General features: G+C 35.4%; 18 protein-coding genes. 4 read left to right on the top strand and 14 right to left on the bottom strand.

Annotated elements, in window-relative coordinates; translation table 11 throughout:
• Positions 1 to 425: 425 nt before the first annotated feature.
• Together KF816_10400 and KF816_10405 are read left to right on the top strand one after the other, a co-directional pair.
• Entirely contained in the window at positions 426 to 1,787 is a 1,362-nt protein-coding gene (locus tag KF816_10400; protein ID MBX3008425.1) for a sodium-dependent transporter, read from the top strand.
• Between the two features lie 24 nt (positions 1,788 to 1,811).
• Positions 1,812 to 3,416, top strand: coding sequence for an alanine:cation symporter family protein (locus KF816_10405; protein ID MBX3008426.1), 1,605 nt, complete (start codon positions 1,812 to 1,814; stop codon positions 3,414 to 3,416).
• Between the two features lie 77 nt (positions 3,417 to 3,493).
• Here the strand turns inward: KF816_10405 and KF816_10410 are convergent, their stop codons facing one another.
• The 13 genes from KF816_10410 to KF816_10470 all read right to left on the bottom strand — a co-directional run bounded on the left by KF816_10410 (position 3,494) and on the right by KF816_10470 (position 18,105).
• On the bottom strand, positions 3,494 to 4,528 hold the full coding sequence (locus KF816_10410; protein ID MBX3008427.1) for a 6-phosphofructokinase: 1,035 nt from the start codon (positions 4,526 to 4,528) through the stop codon (positions 3,494 to 3,496).
• A 31-nt stretch (positions 4,529 to 4,559) separates the two neighbouring features.
• Positions 4,560 to 6,734, bottom strand: a complete 2,175-nt coding sequence (locus KF816_10415; GenBank protein MBX3008428.1) for a UvrD-helicase domain-containing protein — start codon at positions 6,732 to 6,734, stop codon at positions 4,560 to 4,562.
• Positions 6,735 to 6,861: 127 nt separating this feature from the next.
• The gene (locus tag KF816_10420; protein MBX3008429.1) at positions 6,862 to 7,824 is read right to left on the bottom strand and encodes an aminopeptidase; all 963 of its coding nucleotides are present in this window, start codon (positions 7,822 to 7,824) and stop codon (positions 6,862 to 6,864) included.
• The gene (locus tag KF816_10425; protein MBX3008430.1) at positions 7,821 to 8,564 is read right to left on the bottom strand and encodes a hypothetical protein; all 744 of its coding nucleotides are present in this window, start codon (positions 8,562 to 8,564) and stop codon (positions 7,821 to 7,823) included. Before KF816_10425 ends, KF816_10420 begins: the two co-directional genes overlap by 4 nt.
• 37 nt (positions 8,565 to 8,601) lie before the next feature.
• The gene (locus KF816_10430; protein ID MBX3008431.1) at positions 8,602 to 9,864 is read right to left on the bottom strand and encodes an MFS transporter; all 1,263 of its coding nucleotides are present in this window, start codon (positions 9,862 to 9,864) and stop codon (positions 8,602 to 8,604) included.
• 196 nt (positions 9,865 to 10,060) lie between these two features.
• Positions 10,061 to 10,249, bottom strand: coding sequence for a hypothetical protein (locus KF816_10435; protein ID MBX3008432.1), 189 nt, complete (start codon positions 10,247 to 10,249; stop codon positions 10,061 to 10,063).
• Positions 10,249 to 11,712, bottom strand: a complete 1,464-nt coding sequence (locus KF816_10440) for an aminoacyl-histidine dipeptidase (protein MBX3008433.1) — start codon at positions 11,710 to 11,712, stop codon at positions 10,249 to 10,251. Before KF816_10440 ends, KF816_10435 begins: the two co-directional genes overlap by 1 nt.
• Position 11,713: 1 nt before the next feature.
• On the bottom strand, positions 11,714 to 12,070 hold the full coding sequence (locus KF816_10445) for a PqqD family protein (protein ID MBX3008434.1): 357 nt from the start codon (positions 12,068 to 12,070) through the stop codon (positions 11,714 to 11,716).
• Positions 12,071 to 12,140: 70 nt separating this feature from the next.
• Positions 12,141 to 14,162 (bottom strand): oligopeptide transporter, OPT family, encoded by a 2,022-nt coding sequence (locus KF816_10450; GenBank protein MBX3008435.1) that lies wholly within the window; start codon positions 14,160 to 14,162, stop codon positions 12,141 to 12,143.
• 183 nt (positions 14,163 to 14,345) lie between these two features.
• The gene (locus KF816_10455; protein ID MBX3008436.1) at positions 14,346 to 15,137 is read right to left on the bottom strand and encodes a TIGR02757 family protein; all 792 of its coding nucleotides are present in this window, start codon (positions 15,135 to 15,137) and stop codon (positions 14,346 to 14,348) included.
• Between the two features lie 12 nt (positions 15,138 to 15,149).
• On the bottom strand, positions 15,150 to 15,863 hold the full coding sequence (locus KF816_10460; protein ID MBX3008437.1) for a pyridoxine 5'-phosphate synthase: 714 nt from the start codon (positions 15,861 to 15,863) through the stop codon (positions 15,150 to 15,152).
• A 70-nt stretch (positions 15,864 to 15,933) separates the two neighbouring features.
• On the bottom strand, positions 15,934 to 17,466 hold the full coding sequence (locus KF816_10465) for an aldehyde dehydrogenase family protein (protein MBX3008438.1): 1,533 nt from the start codon (positions 17,464 to 17,466) through the stop codon (positions 15,934 to 15,936).
• Positions 17,467 to 17,508: 42 nt separating this feature from the next.
• Complete coding sequence (locus KF816_10470; GenBank protein MBX3008439.1) at positions 17,509 to 18,105, bottom strand: hypothetical protein; 597 nt, start codon at positions 18,103 to 18,105, stop codon at positions 17,509 to 17,511.
• Positions 18,106 to 18,396: 291 nt separating this feature from the next.
• On the opposite strand from KF816_10470, the gene lat reads away from it, so the two are divergent.
• Complete coding sequence (lat, locus tag KF816_10475; protein MBX3008440.1) at positions 18,397 to 19,749, top strand: L-lysine 6-transaminase; 1,353 nt, start codon at positions 18,397 to 18,399, stop codon at positions 19,747 to 19,749.
• Between the two features lie 46 nt (positions 19,750 to 19,795).
• On the top strand, positions 19,796 to 20,491 hold the full coding sequence (gene rsmI / locus KF816_10480) for a 16S rRNA (cytidine(1402)-2'-O)-methyltransferase (protein ID MBX3008441.1): 696 nt from the start codon (positions 19,796 to 19,798) through the stop codon (positions 20,489 to 20,491).
• A 56-nt stretch (positions 20,492 to 20,547) separates the two neighbouring features.
• Here the strand turns inward: rsmI and KF816_10485 are convergent, their stop codons facing one another.
• The gene (locus KF816_10485) at positions 20,548 to 21,798 is read right to left on the bottom strand and encodes a T9SS type A sorting domain-containing protein (GenBank protein ID MBX3008442.1); all 1,251 of its coding nucleotides are present in this window, start codon (positions 21,796 to 21,798) and stop codon (positions 20,548 to 20,550) included.
• Positions 21,799 to 22,014: the final 216 nt, after the last annotated feature.

Consider the following 22,014-nt stretch of genomic DNA (forward strand, 5'->3'; position numbering starts at 1 on the left):
GAACGTTCGGCTGGTAAAACTGCAACAAACGTAATATGTTTTAATAAGATAGTCAAGTATTTTATTTTGAGATATTTTATCGGATTAAATTTTCATGAAATATAAAAAAAGTGCAAACCTCACTATTTTTTATTCCGAAATTAATGATAATGCTTTCAACTTAATTGGTCCAATAAAAATTATACATCACTGGTTGGTTACATTAAACCAATCAAAGTATCTTCATTAACTAAAATAATAAGAAATATTTTTTGAGAAAATTTCTGAAATATTTTTTGAAAAGATTTCTTTTTATTATGTTCACTTTCAAAACATTCGGGCATTACCAATCTTTTAGAGACAATAACAATTAAACATCCTGGGATTATAGTATAGATTAAAATTTTTGAATCACATTACACTTAATAATTAAGAGCGGGGTTCGAATGCAGGTTAAACGAGAACAATGGGGGAGCAAAATTGGATTTATTCTTGCTGCGGCAGGATCGGCTGTTGGGCTTGGAAATATTTGGCGATTCCCCTATTTAGCCGGAGAAAATGGAGGAGCCGCTTTCATTTTTGTTTATATACTTTGTGTGGTGGCTATTGGCATACCTGTTTTAATTGCAGAAATATTGATTGGAAGAACAACTCAAAAAAATCCCGTTGGCTCATTTAAATCATTAACCAATAATAAATTTTGGCATTCAATTGGAGGAATGGGGGTATTTGCCGGGTTTATAATTTTGTCATTTTACGCTGTGGTTGCAGGATGGACGGTAGGCTATATAATAGAAGCATTTCGTGGTACCCTTTCTACAGATATTAATTCAACAATAGCTAATAATCATTTTGAAGCATTGACCCAAAATCCCGTTTGGGATATTTCCATGCTTGCATTGATTATGCTATTCACCATGGGAATAGTGTATTTCGGTGTTCAAAAAGGTATTGAACTTGGCGGTAAAATTATGATGCCTCTTCTTTTCATATTGTTAATTGGATTAATGATAAGAGGTTTAACACTCGACACAGAATTAAAAGGACTCAATTATTTATTTAATCCCGACTTCAGTAAAATTACAACTAAAGTGGTTTTAGCGGCTCTTGGACAAGCTTTCTTCTCTATGAGTCTGGGAATGGGCGCAATGATGACATATGGCAGTTATATGTCGAAGAAAGATAATATTCCGGTATCATCGGTTTGGATTGCATTTCTCGATACAGCGGTTGCCATTGTAGCAGGTATTTGTATTTTCAGTATTGTATTTGCTACGGGACAAAGCCCTGATGTAGGTCCAAGTTTAATTTTCCAAACTCTTCCAGTGGTATTTACTAAAATGACGGGAGGATATTGGTTCTCGATATTATTTTTTATCGCACTTGCGCTTGCCGCATTAACCTCTACTGTCTCTCTCCTCGAAGTTGTAACAGCATATTTTGTTGATGAAAAAGGATGGAAGCGTCAAAATGCAGTGCTCGTATTTGGAACATTAGCTTTTATTCTAGGAATTCCAAGCGCGCTCTCATTTAACGCGTTAGCTGATTTTAAAATTTTAGGATTAACATTTTTTAGCGTCACCGAATTTTTATCATCTAATTTGATGCTGCCTGTAGGAGGATTTTTTATTTCAATTTTTGTCGGTTGGTTATGGGGGTTGGATAAAGTAAAAGAGTTTATCCGATTCGGTTCGGAAACATTATTTGATAAATTAAAATGGTTCTTCCCTTTCTGGGTATTTATTTTGAAATATTTAGCACCAATACTAATTTTAATTGTTTTACTTAGTTCAATCGGACTAATCTAATCCTTAATTAAACAGCGGGTAAAAATGAAAAAATCGACTGCCGGAATAATAACTATCGCAATAATTTTTCTTCTTTTTATCATAGAAGGAAAAGATTTTTTTGATCTTGTTTGGACATTCCCCGGAAATTTTGACATCATTAAAAACTTCCCTAGTAAAGATGTTCCTCTTGGTTCAATACCATTAATTCTACTGCTCTTATTAGGAACAGGCATCTTCATCACTATCAAAAACCTATTCCCCCAAATTCGTTACATGATACATGGAATTAAAGTTACTGCCGGAGTTTATGATGATCCTAAAGATGCCGGAGACTTGAATCACTTTAAAGCTTTATCTACCGCAATTTCAGCTACCGTCGGAATAGGAAATATTGCCGGTGTTGCAACCGCGATTTATTATGGAGGTCCTGGGGCGCTTTTTTGGATGTGGATGACTGCCCTATTCGGCTCAGCGCTTAAATTTGCTGAATGTTCGTTAGCCCACAAATACAGAGAAATATTACCTGATGGTTCAATTGCCGGTGGTCCAATGTACACTATAGAAAAAGGGTTGGGTCCAAAATTTAAGTGGCTTGCTATAGTATTTGCATCATTTGCAATTATATGTTCATTCGCAACGGGAAATGCTATTCAATCATTTACTCTATCAGATCAAATATATTCTGAAGTAAGACAAGTATTAGGCACGGATAATTTTTGGACTATACAACATCAAATATTCAGCGGATTTGCTGTATCATATACTCAGTTGATTAATGGTGTTGTTATAGCCTCACTGGTTGCGGTTGTAATAATTGGTGGAATTAAAAGAATTGGTAATGTGACCGGTATTCTTTCCCCATTAATGGCGCTATTTTATTTTATAACTGCGGTAATTGTGTTGATCTCAAATTTTAATCATCTAATACCTAGTTTGGAGATGATTGTTGTGTATGCTTTTAATCCTCCCGCCGAAATTGCCGGTGTTACGGGGGGAACATTTTTAGTCTGGATGAATACCGTTTTATGGGGAGTTAAAAGAGGGTTGTATTCGAATGAATCGGGGCAAGGCAGCGCGCCAATCGCGCATTCAACTGCCAAAACTAAATATGGTGTTAGGGAAGGAACCGTTGCGTTATTAGAACCATTTATTGATACTATAATTATCTGCACATTAACCGGATTAGTAATTATAACAACCGATGCTTGGCACCACACAGCATTTTACCAAACTAGAATCGATCCTTCTTTCAGCGGACCACTGTATAATGCAAGTTTATTAACCGCGTTTGCATTCAAGCAGGGATTAATGTGGTTGTTTTCTTATGGCGACAAAATAGTAACATTAGGTGTTCTGTTATTTGCGATATCTACTATTATAAGCTGGTCTTACTATGGCGATAGAGCTACTTATTATTTATTCGGTAATAAAGCTATACTTCCCTATAAATGGGTTTTTGTACTTTTTGTTTTTATTGGAGCAATTGCTGAGTTGGAAGCTATTTGGGCATTTGGAGATGCGGCTCTCGGATTTATGACCGCTCCAAATCTTCTCTCTATAATATTACTTTCTGGGGTGTTGAGGAAAGACATAAAAGAATATTTTTCGATTAAACATATACCTTACAAGGATAGATTAGATAAGTAATCAGATTTGATTGTTTTTAAAACAAAAAAGCCATGCTTCTAACTGAAGCATGGCTTTTTGTATTTTAATCTAAACTATTAACCAAAAAATGTCTCGGCAATTTTATATAAATCATGGTCAACTGTTTTAAGAGTACCAACCGCATCCTGAAGTTCAACTCCAACAATATCATTTCCTTTAAGAGCTGCCATTTGTCCCCACTTTCCTTCATGAACAAGATCAGCGGCTTTAACACCGAAGCGTGTAGCTAAATATCTGTCGTAAGCAGTAGGGCTTCCACCTCTCTGTATATGACCTAACACTGTTGAGCGAGTTTCAAAACCGGTTCTCTTTTCAATTTGTTCAGCTAATACTTGGCCAATACCACCTAACCGAACATGACCAAAAGAATCTAATTCTTGAGTTGAAGTAACCATTCCATCATCACCTTTATTAACTGGAACAGCTCCTTCGGAAGCGCATACTATACTAAAGCTTTTGCCTCCATCGTGGCGTTGAATCAAAGTTTTGCATATTTCATCTATATCGTAAGGAACCTCTGGAACTAAAATAATATCTGCGCCGCCTGCAATGCCAGAATGAAGTGCAATCCAACCTGCATGTCGTCCCATCACTTCAACAACTATTACGCGGTTATGAGATTCTGCAGTTGTATGTAAGCGGTCGATAGCTTCTGTTGCAATATTTACCGCGGTATCAAACCCAAATGTATAGTCGGTGGCATTTAAATCATTGTCAATAGTTTTTGGAACACCAACAACATGCACACCAGCTTTAGCTAATTTTGCGGCAACGCCGAGTGTATCTTCTCCGCCAATAGCAACGAGCGCGTCAATATTATTCGCGGCTAAAGTTTTTTTAACAATATTTTCACCATCGGGGATTTTATAAACATTTGTTCTTGATGTGCCAAGGATTGTTCCACCTCGATGAAGAATACCTGAAATTGCATTTCGATCTAAAGGAATAACTAAATTATCAACAACACCTTTCCAACCATTTCTAAAACCCACAGTTTCATATCCGTACTGCATAGATCTGCGAACAACCGCACGAATTACCGCATTCAAACCGGGGCAATCGCCGCCGCCAGTTAACATTGCTATTTTCATTTATGCTCCAAATTATTAAAAATGTTTTTTATCAAATCAATTTTAGATTTGCAAATTTTGATAATAATTGTTTTGTACCATGTCCTTCAAACGAAATTGTAACTCTCTGCGAATCACCGGTGCCAAGAATAGCTAAAATTTTTCCGGTGCCGAATACTTGATGAGTTACTCTGCTTCCAACTCTTAATGATCTTCTTTCCTGGTCAAAGTCATCATAATTTTCTTGATAGAATTCATCATAATATGCTTTTTTCTTTCGTCCCGATTTTTTAGTACCCAAACCATTATATTCTTCATAAGTATCTTCATCAAGCTCTTCTAAAAATCTTGATTTAGATTGATAAGCTACTTCACCAAATCTATATCTAGAACGGGCATAAGTAATAAAAACTTTTTCTTTTGCTCGTGTTAACGCTACATAAAATAATCTTCGTTCTTCTTCAATTTTAGAATCGCTGTCAAATCTAGGATTGAGTGGAAAGATATCTTCTTCCAATCCTGTAACAAATACAATTGGGAATTCTAAACCTTTTGCGCTGTGAACTGTCATCATTGTTACAGAATTCATTTTTTCATCATATTGATCAACACCTGCAACTAATGATACTTCCGCGAGAAAATTATCGAGAGTAGCATCATGGTTAGTTTTGGAATAATCTTGAACAGCCGAAACTAATTCCTGGATATTGTCGTAACGAGCCAATGCGTCTTGAGATCCATCTTCTTTATATATTCTCATGACACCGAGTTCATCAACCAAAGCGGCGGTTAATTCACCAATTGATAATTTTTCTTTGAGATCAATATATTTATCGAGCAAAAGTTTGAATTGCTTTACATTTTTTTGAATTCTCTCCTTAACCTCAATCACTTCAAAAACACGGGACATGGTTGAGAATAGTGAAAGATTAAGTTTTCTTGCAAACGCAATCATTTTTGAAATTGAAGTATTGCCAATTCCCCTCTGTGGAAAGTTCATAATTCTTAGAAGACTTTCCTCATCATTTTGGTTTGATAGAATTCGGAGATAAGCTAAAATATCTTTTACTTCTTTCCTTCTGTAAAACTCAACGCCACCAATTATTTTATAAGGAATTTTTTCACGACGTAGCGCATCTTCAAGTGCACGCGATTGTGAATTGATTCTATAGAATATTGCAATATCATTTAAAGATAATTTACGGGTAGAGATTTCTTTTTTAATTCTTTTGGCAATCTGAAACGCCTCATCTTTCTCATCGGATGCACGAAGCATGGTTAGTTCTTCGCCATCATTATTTTGAGTCCATAATGTCTTTGGAATCTGCTCACTATTATTTTTTATTATAGAATCAGCCGCCGCAAGTATTGTTTTGGTAGATCTATAATTCTGTTCCATCCGGAATAATTTAGCGCCTTTAAAGTCCTTTTCGAAATTGAGCATATTTTTAATTTCGGCGCCACGCCAGCTGTAAATACTTTGGGCGTCATCCCCAACTACACAAATTTTATCTTTAACCGGGCTAAGTAATTTCAGCATTTCATACTGAGCCTTGTTGGTATCCTGGTACTCATCAACCAAAATATATTTAAAGATTTTTTTGTACTTCGCCAGTACCTTTTCATTTTCTCTAAATAACTGAATTGGCTTCAATAAAAGATCGTCGAAATCCATCGAGTTATTTTCGAAAAGTCTCTTATTATACTCGGCGAAAATTTCTCCAAATTTTTTATCTGATGGAGTAACAGCCATTGTCTTTTGATAATCTCCGGGGGTAATCATCTGATTTTTCAAAAAACTAATTTTATGCTGAACCGAATTTGGAGTAAGATTTTCTAGAGTGATATTCAATTCCTGGATTATGTTTGAACATAACCCGGTAGAATCTTCCCTATCATAAATAGAATAATTCGATTTATAATTTAAGTATTTTGATTCAACCCTTAGAATTTTCGAAAAGATAGAATGGAAAGTACCCATCCATAATTCATCGGCTTTTTTACCGATAATTTGGCGGATTCTATCTTTCATTTCCTTTGCCGCTTTATTTGTAAAAGTAAGCGCAAGAATTGAGGAGGGTTCTAATCCTTCCTCGATCAGATAAGCAATTTTGTAGGTTAATACTTTTGTTTTTCCGGAACCGGCACCAGCAACAATTATATGAGGTCCCGAGTTGTATTCAACGGCTTCCCGTTGTTTTTCATTAAGTTCTTTAAGAATTTTCATCGGCAAGTAATTTTTTGGTCGGCAAATATACAAAAAATTAGCCGGTATTATCAATTTTTATTTCAGATGATAAATTTGGTGAGGCTGTGTAAGTGGCAAAATATTTTAATCTTTAGATTATTCTATTTCAAATTAAAAGTTTACCCGATTTCATTATTAATTTTCCATCGAACCAGACGTTAGGTTTTTTAACAACGCCATCAAGATGGATTGGGATATTTACTGTACCGCCCATCGATTTATTATCACCAAGAGCAATATGAATTGTACCCATAACTTTTTCATCTTCTAATAAAAGTCCGCTTAATTTTGTTTTATGATTTGTCCCAATTCCAAACTCAGCTATGTTACGTGCCAGTTGTCCATATTTATTTAAAGTCGCATCCAGCTTTTTAGCTTGCGCCCCGCCTGTTACATTTACGGCAAATCCATCCTTAACTTCAATTCTAATTGGCTTCCCTTTTATTACACCAATACCTGCCATTGAACCATCAACAACAAAAACACCATTCGATTTACCCTCGAGAGGAGCCAGATAGGCTTCACCTGTTGGAAGATTTCCGCTCTCCCCTTTTGCGTGAAATAGACCCTTACTTGCGATAGCTTTTCTGCCAGAAATATCCATCGTAATATCTGTTCCATTATTCGCTGTAACTTTTACGGTTGAAGTCTTTGTGAGAATATCTGTCAGCCTAATAGTTAATTCCGCTATTTTATGATAATCGGCATTTAATCCGCGGATCATCACATCTTCAGTTATGCCGGGGAATGTTGCAATTCTGCTCCCTAGAGCGGATGCTTCTCTTCGCGCGTTTGTATGGGTTAATGATTTTGCTGTGGGGCATAATACTACATCAAAATTTTTCATTAATTCGGCAACCTGTTTGGGAGGTTCTTCCCCGTGCATCTGCCTGGATTTCATTTCTACAAATAATGCCTCATGTCCAAGATTCAATGCATTTTTATAAAGATTATAACCAATTTTTTTCTTTGCCTCATCGGTTATTACTAATACTGATTCCCCTTTTTTAGCACCCATGCAATCACGAATTGCAATTATTGATGCGCGATCTAAATTTGATAATTTCATAATGGAAAACCTATGTTAAGTTGTAATGTTGCGCTGAAACCATTTTTTTGAATTGCTTTTTTTGATTCATCGATTGGAAGGATCACATTTCCATCACTAAAGTTATCGAACTCAACAAAATTAAAGCCTGCAGTTCCTTCGAGACTTATATAATCTCTCACGAGATGCATAATAACTCCAGAACCGATGAAGTAGCCCACTTTATTTTTGCTATTCGATAAACTAATTTCACTTTGTAACTCATAATTATTGTAAGTCTCACGGGATAATTCGGCATTATAAAACATAACGTTTGCTTCAACTAATTTTAAATCGAATATCCAGAAAAATGGGACACCGAAATCTAAACCAACACCCCAATGATTTAAATTAAGTTCGTAATCATCGCGAGGTCGCGATAAAGATGTATTATCGGCAACCGAGTGTTTCTCTTTTAAAAATTGGTAGTAACCTTTGGCAGTAATAAAAACAGATTCAAAATCGGCTCTAAAAAAATTAGCTCCAATTCTGTAACCAGATACCTTCTGAAATTTTACAGATTGTTCATTCAAATTAAGAAGTGGATTACCTGACGAAATTAAGTTTAGAGAGGAATTTAAATGCTGACCATCAAATTGCTGCTGAGAGTATCCGGCAAAAAAACCGCTCAATCCCAAACAACCAAATCCAAACGTTTGACTATTAATCTGAGTGGTGAAGAATAAAGCAAAAACAAGATTTATATAAATAATTTTTTTCATGAATTTCCGCATATAATAAAACTAAATTAAGAAATATTTATTTGGATTGCTTAATCCCCTCTTCGAGACCGTGTCCCCCTTTTCCCAATTCACTCTGCCGGAGTAAAAATGAAAAGAGAAGTCCAAAAAATCCAAGTGATGAAAAGATCCACATTCCCATAGTATATCCGCCGCTAAAATCGTTAGCAAATCCAATAATAAAATTAAATGAAGCAAGACCAATATTCTGGATCATTGTCATTAAACCGTAGGCAGTTCCAAGTTTTGATTCATCAACAATTATTGCTACAGAAGGCCACATAACCGCCGGGATTAAAGAAAACGCTATTCCCATCATCGCCATCGGAATGAATAAATTTATTTGAGTATATGCCATTAAAAGATAGACTGGCACAAGTAGCAACGAACCAAACATCATTAGTAATGAACGTTTGCCAATATAATCGGCCATTAATCCAAATAATGGTGTTAAGATCATTGCAGATAAAGTTAGCATGCTAGAAAGAAATCCGCCAAACTCACGGGTAACTCCATGTTCTTCCATAAAAAATTTTACAGCGAATGTTTGGAACGGAAATATACCTGAATAAAAAGTCACACATAAAAGTACCACAAACCAATATGAATTAGAGAAACTAAAGATTTGTCTAAACATAACTTTATCTTGTTTAGGCACGGGTCGAAGTGAATAATTTCTTTCAGCATAGACGTCCATTCCCCAATAAATTATAACTGCCGCAATGGCAATAATTCCGGCTCCAACCGAAATTAAAAGGGGCAATTGGTAACTTTCGTATAAACTTTTAGCCCATGTTGGAGAATTTAACGCGGCAAATGAACCGAGCCGAGCTAGTGTTAAATTTAATCCGAAAGCAAAGGATAATTGTTTCCCTTTAAACCATCTTCCAATTACTGTAGTAATAGCTACAATCATGGACTCTGCGCCTAATCCAAAAATTAATCTACCCACAGCCATCATTGTTAAATCGTTAAATGAAGCAGTGATAATAGCTCCAACTAAACACAGTACAGTAAAAATAAAGGTTGATATTCTGGTACCGATTTTATCAATAATCAATCCGCCGATGAGCACCATAATTACATTTGGGACGCTATAAATACCCTGCAGAAGCCCAATATCAGAGTCACTAAAATTTAATTGTTTTGATAATAGATCGGCGAGTGGACTAATGCTATCATATATATAATAATTACCAAACATGGCCAGACTAATGAAAAAGAGAATAACCCATCGAAATAGTGCAAATGGCTCAGGTTTATGAACTTGAGTTTCGGTCAATATTATCTCCGGTTTTTGAATTATTTTTAATTCAGTGATGAATTATATTTTATTTACGAATAATTATCTGTAGCCTTTTCATTAAAACTATTACTTACAAAAAATATCAACGCAAATTCTAACAATCTCTTGCATAAAGGAAAATGTCTCTCACTTTTTTTTCAATTTCAGCATCGCTCAATTCTTGGTAAACCATTTATAATCCGGCTTTCTTCAAATCTCTGGCAGACCAATATAAACTTATTGACTGAGCTAGTTTTTGTTCAGATGTCAAATTGATTTCGTAAGCTTGTTTATCTTTTTTATCGGGATGTTCATTCATCAGCTTCTCTCTGAATATATTCGGGAGTTCTACACAATGTAAAACTCCCAATTTTTCAATCATCAATTTTTCTGAGGAATATTTTCAAGTACGTGAGTTAATAGAACCCAGAATTTATCAACAGTACTGATTTGAACTCTTTCATCAGGTGAGTGTGCGCCCATAATTGTTGGGCCAAATGAAATCATATCCATTTGAGGATATCTTTCCTTAATTATTCCACATTCAAGTCCAGCATGTATAGCTTTAATATGTGGTTCATTGCCATACAATTTTTTGAATTCGGCTTTCATTGTTTTTAAGATTGGAGAATGTATATCTGGTTTCCAACCGGGATATCCATCACTTCTCTTAACTTCTGAACCAGCCAAATTAAATAATGCCGCAACTGAATTGGAAATATCATGCTTCTCCGATTCAACTGAACTTCTCTGACTTAAGGTTACATCAACTTTTTTACCTTTAGTGGTAATTACAGCAAGATTGGTTGATGTTTCCACTAATCCCGGAATATCGGCACTCATTTTTATTACACCGTTTTGTACGGCATATAATGAATCAACCAAACTTACGGTGGTATATTTATCGAACACTTTTGCCTTAGACTTTACTTCACTAAAACTAACTTCTAGTGTAGGTTCAACGCTCGCTAGTTCAGCTTTTACAACACCATTATAAGCCAGTATATGATCGGCGATTATTCCCAGATTTTTATTCGGTACTCTAACTACTGTAAAACATTCTCTTGGAATTGCATTGTGTTTGCTTCCACCATTAATACTAACTAGACGAATTCCATAATTATAATCGAGTTCATGTAGTAATCTTGCCATAATTTTTATCGCGTTACCTTTTCCGGTATCGATATCGAGTCCGGAGTGACCACCCTTCAATCCCGTAACCTTAATTTCAATTGCGGCAGTTTTAGTCGGGATATCTTTCAATTTCGGTTTGAAAGTAATCATTGTATTTTGTCCGCCGGCGCAGCCAATATATAACGCTCCATCTTCTTCAGAATCAAGATTTAAAAGAATATCCGATGATAGGAATCCTTGCTTTAAAGCTTGAGCTCCATTTAACCCGGTTTCTTCATCAAGTGTAAAAAGAGCTTCAACAGGTCCATGTTTCAGTGATTTATCTTCCATAACCGCTAAAGCCGCGGCTACACCAATTCCATTATCACTACCTAAAGTTGTACCTTTAGCTTTAACCCAATCGCCATCAATAAAAACTTGAATTGGATCTTTATCAAAATCATGTTTTACATCTGAATTTTTTTCTGCAACCATATCCAGATGTCCTTGCAGAACAACCGGAGTCAGATTTTCTTTACCCGGAGTTGCCGGTTTTTTAATCACTATATTTCCAAAATCATCGGTTGAATATTTTAATCCATTTTTTTTAGCAACCGAAATAACATATTGCGCAAGTTTTTGTTCTTTTCTTGAAGGATGCGGAATATTGCAAATCTCTTCAAAATGATTCCATAACAATTCCGGTTTTAGTTTTCCTAATTTATCACCCATCTTATACTCCCTTTTTGAATTCTTTAAAATTTATAACGTTGCCTTTGTGTAATTCCAACAAAAATTTTGATACTCTTTCCTCTGGCTGAATGAAATCAGGTCCAAATTTTGCTTTGAGTTTTACCGCAATTTCAGCAACGGAATTATTGCCATCAATTAAGTTCCAAACAGCACTGCCAACATCATCAAGTTTAACTTTAAAATCTTTCCGTTTGATTTTCGGAACAAGATATTTCACCAAAAACTTATTAGTGAATTTTGGAATTAAAAGTTCAATAATGCCGTCGTTTTCTTCATAGTTCGAATTTTTAAAAGGATGCAATTCGAGCAGATTGAAATTTTCTTTTTTCTTAAACATTAGATTGAGTATATAATTAAAAAATCAAGGTAAAGCCGGATCCTTAAAAAGAGATCCGGCTTGAAAATTATTAATGAGCCACAGATGGCGGAGCCGGTTCATCAGGACTTCCGGCATTTGATAATGGAGTTTTAATCAGTAAATAACCAACTACAAGAAATACAACGCTGCTCACTATAAATGATGGATTTTGGAAGATTGAAGGAGTCTGCCACTCGATTACAGCGAAGAGCGCAAAAATTAATCCAATTAAGGCTTCACCAGCAATTAATCCTGAAGCTAGCAGCACTCCATTATTTTCTATTCTTGATTTTTGAGATTCATTCATTTTCTTTCTTTCAGAAATCTTTTCAAGAATACCTTTTATAACACCACCAATAAATATGGCGAATGTTGTTTCAAGCGGAAGGTACATACCAACGCAAACAAGCATAGGACTTTTAACTTTGACAAGAATAAATCCAATTGCCATTATTACACCAACAATAATTAAAGGCCAAGCCATATCTCCGCCAACAATTCCTTTTGCTAGAATTGCCATCAAACTTGCTTGAGGTGCTGGATAAGCTGCGCCGCCAAGACCAGTTCCGCCCGATTTAATATCACCTTCGTGCAATATTAATAATGGGAAAAACATTACCGCTGATGAAACCAAAATTCCGAATAAATCACCAACCTGCATTTTCCAAGGAGTACCGCCAAGGATATGTCCAACTTTTAAGTCTTGAAGCATTTCACCAGCAACCGCGGCGGCAACGCAAATAACAGCGGCTACACCTAATACCGCGGCAACTCCGGGCATTCCTTTAACTCCCATTATCACCATTAATAGTGCGGCAATAATTAATGTGGAAATTGTTAATCCGCTAATTGGGTTATTACTTGAACCAATCAACCCAACTAAATAACCTGAAACCGCTGAGAAGAAAAATCCCGCTATAATCATAACAACTGTAGCAACTAAAGCTGCGAGAATATCTTGCGCGAAATAATTATAAATTATAAAAGTAAATATTGAAGCTACGAGCAATCCAATAAATACCCATTTGAAATTCATATCTTTATCGGTACGTGATTCTGTAGTAGCAGAGCCTGAGGCTGCTTTTTTGACATCGCCAATTGCTCTGCTCAATCCGGCACCAAGACTCTTTCTCATTCTAAATAATGTATATGCTGCGCTCATCAACATACCGCCAATAGCTATTGGGCGTACAATATTTCTCCAAACTTGATTTCCGAGTCCAATCCAGGTTTCATCAGTAATTTGTGTTGTACCATTTGCTTGAAGGGACGCTACTAATTCAGGTCCTAAAAAATAAAGAAGCATTGGAACAAACAAACCCCATGCTAGTAATCCACCGGCAAAGTTTAAAGATGCAAGTTGAGGCCCTATAATGTATCCAACACCCATATATGCGGGACTTACTCCAGGAGTACTAATAATTGAACCGCCGCTAGCGTCAACACTACCGGTTCCAATCGCAATTTTTTTCTGCGCGAAAGCAATAAATGCTTCCCATTTTTCAGCGAAGAAATGGAGTTGTTTCAGAACTTGAATTAAAGCGCCAAGCGCCATCGCTCCAAATAAAAATTTGGCACCGCTTTGTCCGCCTCTTCCAGCTTTATGAATTTCGGAAGCGGCAACAGACTCGGGAAATGGCAGTTCTTTGTCTTCCACCATAACACGGCGCAGTATTGTCACAAATAAAATTCCAACTACACCTCCCACAAACATAATTGCAGTTGCTTCAAAGTAGTGGGTCCATGTGAAAAACTCTGTCCATACTCCCGCAATTAAAAATGCAGGTAATGTGAATATTGCCCCGGCCGCAACCGATTCACCAATAGAACCGACAGTTCTAGCAAAATTTTCTTCTAAAATTGATCCTTTCATTATTCGTAACAAAGCCATACCGATAACAGCGGCTGGATATGTTGCCGCAATTGTCATACCGGCTTTTAATCCTAAATAAGCATTTGCCGCGCCTAATACTACCGACATAATTAAGCCGATAATAAGCGCACGTACTGTAAATTCTGCCATGTTTGATTCTGCTGATACATACGGAATAAATTTTTTCTCTTCCGCCATATTTTCTCCTAATTATAGTGTCACGATTATTTATTTAGGGTACTTAACTAATTATACTTTGCCGACTAATATAGTTATGAATGATTTGCAGAGCAACTCAATTTAGTTGGGAATTGAAAATTGATAATTGGGATTTTGATACGCCGTTTTATTGATTATGAACTATTAATTCAATATTCTATATCAAAACTTGAGATTTCTCATTCCTATATGGCAGAGGGCAAAATCATACTTAATCGGATCAACCGGATCATATTTTTTTAGGTTTTCTGTAATTTCTTCAACCATTAACCATGATATATTTTTACGTTTTGTCAGCTTCAAAACTGTGCAAATTCTTGCGATATGTGTATCAACCGGAATTATTAATTTTGAAGGTATAATTTCATTCCATAAACCAAAATCTAGCGCGTCTTTTCTAACCATCCATCTTAAAAATAAATTTACTCTTTTGCATGGACTATTGTTATGAGGACTGGGAAACATAAATTTTACCCCGGGAGTTACTTCACAAATCTTTGATGCAATATCTAGCATGTGGCATGAGAAAAAAGAGATAGATTCTTTAAGGTTTTTTTCCTCCTCAAAGTAGTAGAGTAAAAAAAGAAACTTGAGTGATCCGTAATTTTGATAAACAATCTTTAAAACTTTGAACAATGATACTATATCCTCAGAAGAGTAAAACCGGTGAACAATCCCCTCAAATTTTGCTTCATCTTTTTTGGAAAAATTCATAACAAAACTATGTGGTGATTTGCCCATCACTTTATGAATCTTTTCGAGTGACGTTATAATTTGTGTGATATTTCCATATGCGAAAGTTGCCGAAATGAAAGCTGAGATTTCAATATCAAGAGGATTCTTGAATCGGTATGGAAATTCCAGCGGATCGGGAGAAATCTGTGAGAAATCAAATTTTTTATAATGCTGATTAAGTTTATTCTTTAACAGTAACTCTCGATTTGAATACTTCAATATTTATCTCAATTACTTTTTGGTAAGATTTATCATTTCTTTAATTGCCTGTTCCACCCCAACAAATACAGCACGAGCAATAACTGCATGACCGATACTAACTTCATCGATATCTGGAATGTGAATAAATTCTTTCATATTGATATAGTTGAGGCCATGCCCGGCATTTACCCCCAGCCCTAATTTTTTTGCGTGTTTGGCGGCAATTCTAATTTTTTCCAGTTCATCAAATCTATCTTCTTCAGATTTAGAATTAGCATATACTCCGGTATGTATTTCAATAAAATCAGCATTGATATCAACGGCGGCATCAATTTGGTCCAAATCAGGTTCAATAAAAAGTGATACTGGGATTTTACATTCGTGAAGCCGCTCTATAGCAAATCTTATTTGCTGAATATTATCAATTACATTTATGCCCCCCTCGGTTGTTAACTCTTGCCTTTTTTCCGGGACGATGGTCGCGAGTTCAGGCACCACATCACATGCAATTTCAATAATTGAATCAACGGGAGCCATTTCAAGATCGAGTTTAGTTGTAATTAATTCACGCAGTAATCTTACATCACGCTCATTAATATGTCTTCTATCTTCACGAAGATGAACCACAATTCCATCTACCCCATACTGCTCTGCCATAAGAGCAAATGTTACAGGATCAGGTTGTGTTTCCCCTCTCGCGTTTCGAAGAGTAGCTATATGATCTATGTTAAGGCAAAAGCGCATTTTTAATCCTTTCAAATATTTCTATGCAAATGTAATAAAAATATTTACTCTACTTCTAACCTCTCATTTTCTAAATATCAAATTTAATACCTTGGGCAAGTGGAAGTTTTTTGCCATAATTAATTGTATTTGTTTGACGCCTCATATATTGTTTCCATGCATCTGAACCCGATTCTCTACCGCCGCCGGTTTCTTTTTCACCGCCAAATGCTCCCCCAATTTCCGCGCCGGATGTTCCTATATTAACATTCGCTATTCCGCAATCACTGCCCCGCTGTGATAAAAACTCTTCCGCTTCTCTCAAATCATTTGTAAATATTGAAGAGGATAAACCTTGTACAACATCATTCTGAATTTTAATCGCGTTTTGAATTTCCCCCGAATACTTGAGCAGATAAAGAATTGGCGCGAATGTTTCTTCCTGCACTATTTGAAAATGATTTTCAGCCTCAACAATTGCTGGTTCAACATAGCAGCCAGATTCATATCCGGTTCCTTCCAAAACTTTTCCGCCAGAAAGAATTTTTCCCCCTTCTTCAACAACTTTTTTTAGTGCGAATAAAAATTCTTGAACGGCACCTTTATCGATGAGGGGTCCAACATTATTTTTTGCATCGAGTGGATTACCAATTTTTATACTTTGATAAGCTTTCAGTAGTGATTCTTTTACTCTGTCATAAATATCCTCATGTACAATTAATCTCCTTGTAGTAGTGCATCGTTGTCCCGCTGTTCCAACAGCGCCAAATACAACTGCCGGAATGGCAATTTTCAGATCGGCATTATCAGAAATAATTATTGCGTTATTCCCTCCCAATTCTAAAATTGTCTTGCCAAATCTTTTCGAAATTACTTCCGCCGCATGTTTCCCGATTGCCGTAGAACCGGTTAATGATATTAGTGGAATCCTTTTATCATTTAATATTCTTTCCCCAATTGTTGATCCTTTGCCTATTACCAAAGAGAATAATCCCTCCGGTAAATTGTTTTGCTTGATTATTGGCGCAATAATATTTTGAACAGCTATGGCGCATAGTGGTGTTTTTGATGAAGGCTTCCATAAATTAGAATCACCGCAAACCGTAGCAAGTGCGCTGTTCCATGCCCAAACCGCAACCGGGAAATTGAACGCGGTTATAATTCCTACAACACCTAGAGGATGATACTGATCATACATTCTATGGTCTTCTCTTTCACTCATCATTGTAAATCCATAGAGTTGACGCGATAATCCAACTGCAAAGTCGCAAATATCGATCATCTCCTGAACTTCCCCTAAACCTTCTTGTAATGATTTTCCCATTTCGTACGAGACTAAATTTCCTAGTGGAGTTTTATATTCTCGAAGTTTATCCCCTATCTGTCTTATAATTTCCCCTCGCTTCGGCGCAGGTACATTTCTCCATTGAACAAAAGCATTGTGGGATTGAGAAATCACATTTTCATAATCAGCTTCTGAACATTGATAAACTTTAGCGATAAACTTCCCATCCACCGGAGAATGAACATTGATAACTCCGCAATCTTTTGTGGAAAACCAATTAATACCGGTCGATGCTCCAAAATTTTCTTCATTTATACCGAGCTGTTTTAAGAAATCCATTTTTGCCTCATTGTTTGGGTGGAAATATTGAACTACCTTTTTTTATAGAATTGATATAGAGCCAATACATGATTTAATTTTCCTCAGCTCTGTATCATGATATTCTTCACGAAGGGTAAAATCGAACATTATTAAACTGTTTTTGCCGGTAAAGAGAATTTTATAACTAATTAAAGAGTTACGTTCAAACTTCAATAGGGTATAATTTATTTTCGAATAAGAAAATTCATTAACTGTGGCGCTGTCTTTCGAATATTTATCGTTGAGTATATTTTTGTATTGATTGCGCTTGAAGTCGGCTGAAATTGTTGAATCCCCATTATCAACAAATCCAACACTTAAAACGCTTCCGGTGGAATCATCAAAGAAAAGATAAACAGGTTGATATGTAAAACTCTCCTGCAGACTAGTTGAATTTTTTGTTTCCTCAGTTTTGCGAGAGAGTGAAGCTGATTGAAATTTCCAATTTTTGGGTGGATTGAATCTAATCCCTAAATCTTTATCAAAAATTTCCAATCCTAATTGTGTCTGATCGCTAATGGCGAACTCAAATTTTTTTTCGTTTTTATCTTTACTTCCGCCGCAGTAAATAACACAAATCGATACAATAATTAGAGCTGTTATTACTTTTAATGACATACTCTTCCTAATTCAATATGTTAAAAGTATAATTTTTTAATTAACAAATCGAATTAAATCTTACAAACATTTTCCTCTAATACAATTATTTCCCGATTAAAAAAATTTCCTCTTTTTGTTCTGGGATTAAAATGATATTTTAGAATCAACAAAACAATAGCGATAGTGATTCACTATAAGGATTTTCAAAAAATTACCGGCAGAAAAATTCTCCGTAATTATTTAATCTCACGATTTGAGCAACCATTCGATTAGTCTCCTCCCCAATTTTTATCAACCTAGGAGGCCGCAATGAATAAGTCATTACCATTTAAAGATGTTATCAAAAAATCAAATTCAATCAATCCAAGTAATGTTCATGAAACGTTGAGCAGAACCATGCTTGCCGATGGATTTGACCTGGTACTCGATTTAGAGAGAAGTCATGGTTTAACAATAGTTAACCACAAGAGTGGCGATGAGTATCTCGATTTTTTCTCATTCTTTGCTTCATCACCTATTGGTTTAAATCACCCCAAATTGAACACTCCAGAATACCATGATGAAATATATTATGCGGCAATGAACAAGCCCTCAAACTCGGATATCTATACTGTTGAAATGGCAAGTTTTGTTGATACATTTTCAAGAATTGCAATGCCTGATAATTTCAAACATCTATTTTTTATTGATGGTGGCGCTCTTGCGGTTGGTAATGCGCTAAAAGTTGCATTTGATTGGAAAGTTAGAAAGAATATTCAAAAAGGAATTAAAGGTGAAAAAGGAACACAGGTAATCCATTTTCGTGAAGCTTTTCATGGTAGATCTGGTTACACTTTATCTCTAACTAATACTGATCCAGTTAAAATTGATTACTTCCCCAAATTTAATTGGCCAAGAATTTCTAATCCTAAAATTACATTCCCCCTTCATGAAAATTTGAGTACTGTAATTCAATCGGAAGAAGCAGCGATCACTGAGATTTTCTCCGCGATCAAAAATAACAAAGATGATATTGCCGCATTAATAATTGAGCCTGTTCAGGCAGAAGGTGGAGATAATTTTTTTAGAAAAGAATTTTTTGAAAAATTGAGAGAAATTACACTTGAGCATGAAATTCTTTTAATCTTTGATGAAGTGCAGACCGGTATCGGAATGACCGGGAAAATGTGGGCATTTGAACATTATGTTGAACCCGATATAATTTGTTTTGGTAAAAAAGTTCAGATATGCGGATTGATGACGACGAATAGGATTGATGAAGTTGAAGATAATGTTTTTAAAAAGTCGAGCAGGATAAATTCAACCTGGGGCGGAAATTTAGTTGATATGATCCGCTCTAAATGGAATTTACAGATTATTGATGAGGATAATTTAGTTGAGAATTCTGAAGTACAAGGAAAATATCTATTAAATAAACTGTATGAGCTTCAGTCAGAATTTCCAAATTTGGTTTTTCAAGCAAGAGGGTTAGGATTAATGTGTTCATTTAATATGCCGAATGCGGAAATCAGAAGTAAATTTTTAGAAGAACTATATAGAAGAAAATTAATAATGCTAGGGTGCGGCAAAAACGCTGTCAGATTCCGTACACCTCTTATTGTAAATAGTGAAGAAATTGATCGGGGAATAAAAATAATTAGGGAAACTTTATCATCATTATGATTAACTATTGTTATTTTACCCTTATCAAAATTGTGTCGTAAATAGAATGGTTACTTCAGGCAAAATTTATGTTGTTTCAACCCCAATTGGCAATTTAGGGGATATGACCTACCGTGCTGTAGAAACGCTGAAATCAGTCAATTTTATTTTGTGCGAAGATACGCGTGTTACTAAAATTTTATTGGACCATTATGAAATTAAGGGGGAATTAATTTCATTTAACGCCGCTACCGAATCTAAAAAAATGGAATACGCGGTTGATAAAATTTTAAATGGTGCAAATTGCGCTTTAGTATCGGATGCGGGCACTCCAACAATTTCTGACCCCGGCGGACGATTTATTAATCTCGCCCTTAAAAACGATATTGAAGTTGTATCTGTCCCTGGTGCCTCAGCTATAATTTCAGCATTAAGCATTTCGGGATTACCAACGGACGCATTTGTTTTCGAAGGCTTTCTTCCCCAAAAAAAAGGAAGACAAAAAAAATTGGTTGAACTTGCCCAGGAAGAAAGAACAATAGTTTTGTATGAATCGGTGTATCGTATAACCAATTTATTGGAAGAGTTAAAGCAATATATGCCAGAGAGAATGGTTGTAGTTTTTCGTGAATTGACAAAGAAGTTTGAAGAAAGATGGAAAGGTTATCCCCAGGATTTATTAGCTGAATTAGAATCCAAAGTAATAAAGGGGGAATTTGTTGTTGTAATTGCTCCATTGAATTGGAAAGAGGGAACAAAATAAAAGGGCTGAGATTTAACCCAGCCCACATTAATTATTCCTTAAATTAAATCGTATAATTATTTCATTAAAAGCATTTTCTTAACAGTAGAAAAACTACCTATTTCAAGTTTATAGAAATATACACCACTCACAAGATGTGATCCATCAAACTTCACTTCGTAATTGCCGGCTGATTGTTTTTCATTTACCAATGTTGCTACTTCACTGCCTAATATGTCGAATATTCGTAGAGACGTCATATATGACGTCTCTACACCGGTTGGTATTGAATATTTTATTGTTGTAATTGGATTAAATGGATTTGGGTAATTCTGAGCTAATGAAAAATCCACCGGAATAATTTCTTCTTCCAATTCGGTTGTATTCAAAGGAAGATAATACATGCCATAAAGTCTGCCAGTAAAAATTTTGTTTTCTATTACGGCAATATCCATAACATCAACTCCACGCTGTTCTTCCAAATAATTCCACGAATTTCCCCCATCGGCAGAATTGAACCAAAATGTTCTTCCTACGCCATTTGAAAGGTGCACAAATATTTTTTCATCATGAACCGCAAAGTTTGAAATGTAAATTCCCCCCACCCCGGGATTATAATAATTCCAGTTTATTCCATCTTTACTTTTGTATAACCCGTAAGATGCGGAAATAAAATATTCGGAGTTATATTTAATTATATCCAACATCGCCAAAGGCTCACCATAAAAATCACCAAATTTTATTTCCTGCCAAAAGTTAGAATTATGATCGTTTTTATAATAATAGCCGTTTACCCCAGCGCCTGCGTAGAGTACATCATCAATTAGCTTAAGAGAATTAATTGAGTAAGAATATCCACTAGATAACCCATTACTAAATTGCGCCCAATGATTTAATGTACTAAGATTTATCTCAAAGACCCCTGAACCGTATGTTCCTGCGTACAAAATTCCATCTCTAATTACAAAATCAGAGATTGATTTGGCTCCGGCACCAACTAAACCTGTATTGAGCGAATTCCATGAGGCACCATTATCGGTTGATAAATAAACCCCATAATTATATGTACCAACAAATATTTTGTTTTGATGTGCAATTATTGCGCTTACAAAATCTACATTTCTGGTTATTATTGAAGATGAAGACCATGTTTTACCATAATCGCTGCTTATATATATTAAACTATCGGCACCAGCATATATATTATTCTTTTCTACCCAAATAGAGGGAATACTGGAAGAAGAAGAAACATCTTCAACCTTCATCCATTGTGCTTCTGAACTGCCAAGTACCCCAATGAAAATTAAGATGGTTAAATATTTTTTCATTTTATCCTCACTATTTTTTAAAGTTGGTATTAAATAGACGCTTAATAGGATAAATGGTTGCTTTTTAATTATCGAAAAGATTATAAATATTTTTTCAAGGGGTTTCGTATGGTAGGATTGAAGGATTTTTATTTTTTAGGAATGGGATATTTATAAAATAATTCCTAAAAAGTTGAATCGGGATAGCTATTAGCGTGAACCAGTTCATTTTAATTG

The sequence above is a fragment of the Melioribacteraceae bacterium genome, from assembly GCA_019638015.1.
Lineage (GTDB): Bacteria > Bacteroidota > Ignavibacteria > Ignavibacteriales > Melioribacteraceae > JAHBUP01.

Bases quoted from the DNA above. Each gene is read 5' to 3' on its own strand.
- KF816_10400 (MBX3008425.1), top strand. From the start codon at position 426: ATGCAGGTTAAACGAGAACAATGGGGGAGCAAAATTGGATTTATTCTT.
- KF816_10405 (MBX3008426.1), top strand. From the start codon at position 1,812: ATGAAAAAATCGACTGCCGGAATAATAACTATCGCAATAATTTTTCTT.
- KF816_10410 (MBX3008427.1), bottom strand. From the start codon at position 4,528: ATGAAAATAGCAATGTTAACTGGCGGCGGCGATTGCCCCGGTTTGAAT.
- KF816_10415 (MBX3008428.1), bottom strand. From the start codon at position 6,734: ATGAAAATTCTTAAAGAACTTAATGAAAAACAACGGGAAGCCGTTGAA.
- KF816_10420 (MBX3008429.1), bottom strand. From the start codon at position 7,824: ATGAAATTATCAAATTTAGATCGCGCATCAATAATTGCAATTCGTGAT.
- KF816_10425 (MBX3008430.1), bottom strand. From the start codon at position 8,564: ATGAAAAAAATTATTTATATAAATCTTGTTTTTGCTTTATTCTTCACC.
- KF816_10435 (MBX3008432.1), bottom strand. From the start codon at position 10,249: ATGATTGAAAAATTGGGAGTTTTACATTGTGTAGAACTCCCGAATATA.
- KF816_10440 (MBX3008433.1), bottom strand. From the start codon at position 11,712: ATGGGTGATAAATTAGGAAAACTAAAACCGGAATTGTTATGGAATCAT.
- KF816_10445 (MBX3008434.1), bottom strand. From the start codon at position 12,070: ATGTTTAAGAAAAAAGAAAATTTCAATCTGCTCGAATTGCATCCTTTT.
- KF816_10450 (MBX3008435.1), bottom strand. From the start codon at position 14,162: ATGGCGGAAGAGAAAAAATTTATTCCGTATGTATCAGCAGAATCAAAC.
- KF816_10460 (MBX3008437.1), bottom strand. From the start codon at position 15,863: ATGCGCTTTTGCCTTAACATAGATCATATAGCTACTCTTCGAAACGCG.
- KF816_10465 (MBX3008438.1), bottom strand. From the start codon at position 17,466: ATGGATTTCTTAAAACAGCTCGGTATAAATGAAGAAAATTTTGGAGCA.
- KF816_10470 (MBX3008439.1), bottom strand. From the start codon at position 18,105: ATGTCATTAAAAGTAATAACAGCTCTAATTATTGTATCGATTTGTGTT.
- lat (MBX3008440.1), top strand. From the start codon at position 18,397: ATGAATAAGTCATTACCATTTAAAGATGTTATCAAAAAATCAAATTCA.
- rsmI (MBX3008441.1), top strand. From the start codon at position 19,796: ATGGTTACTTCAGGCAAAATTTATGTTGTTTCAACCCCAATTGGCAAT.
- KF816_10485 (MBX3008442.1), bottom strand. From the start codon at position 21,798: ATGAAAAAATATTTAACCATCTTAATTTTCATTGGGGTACTTGGCAGT.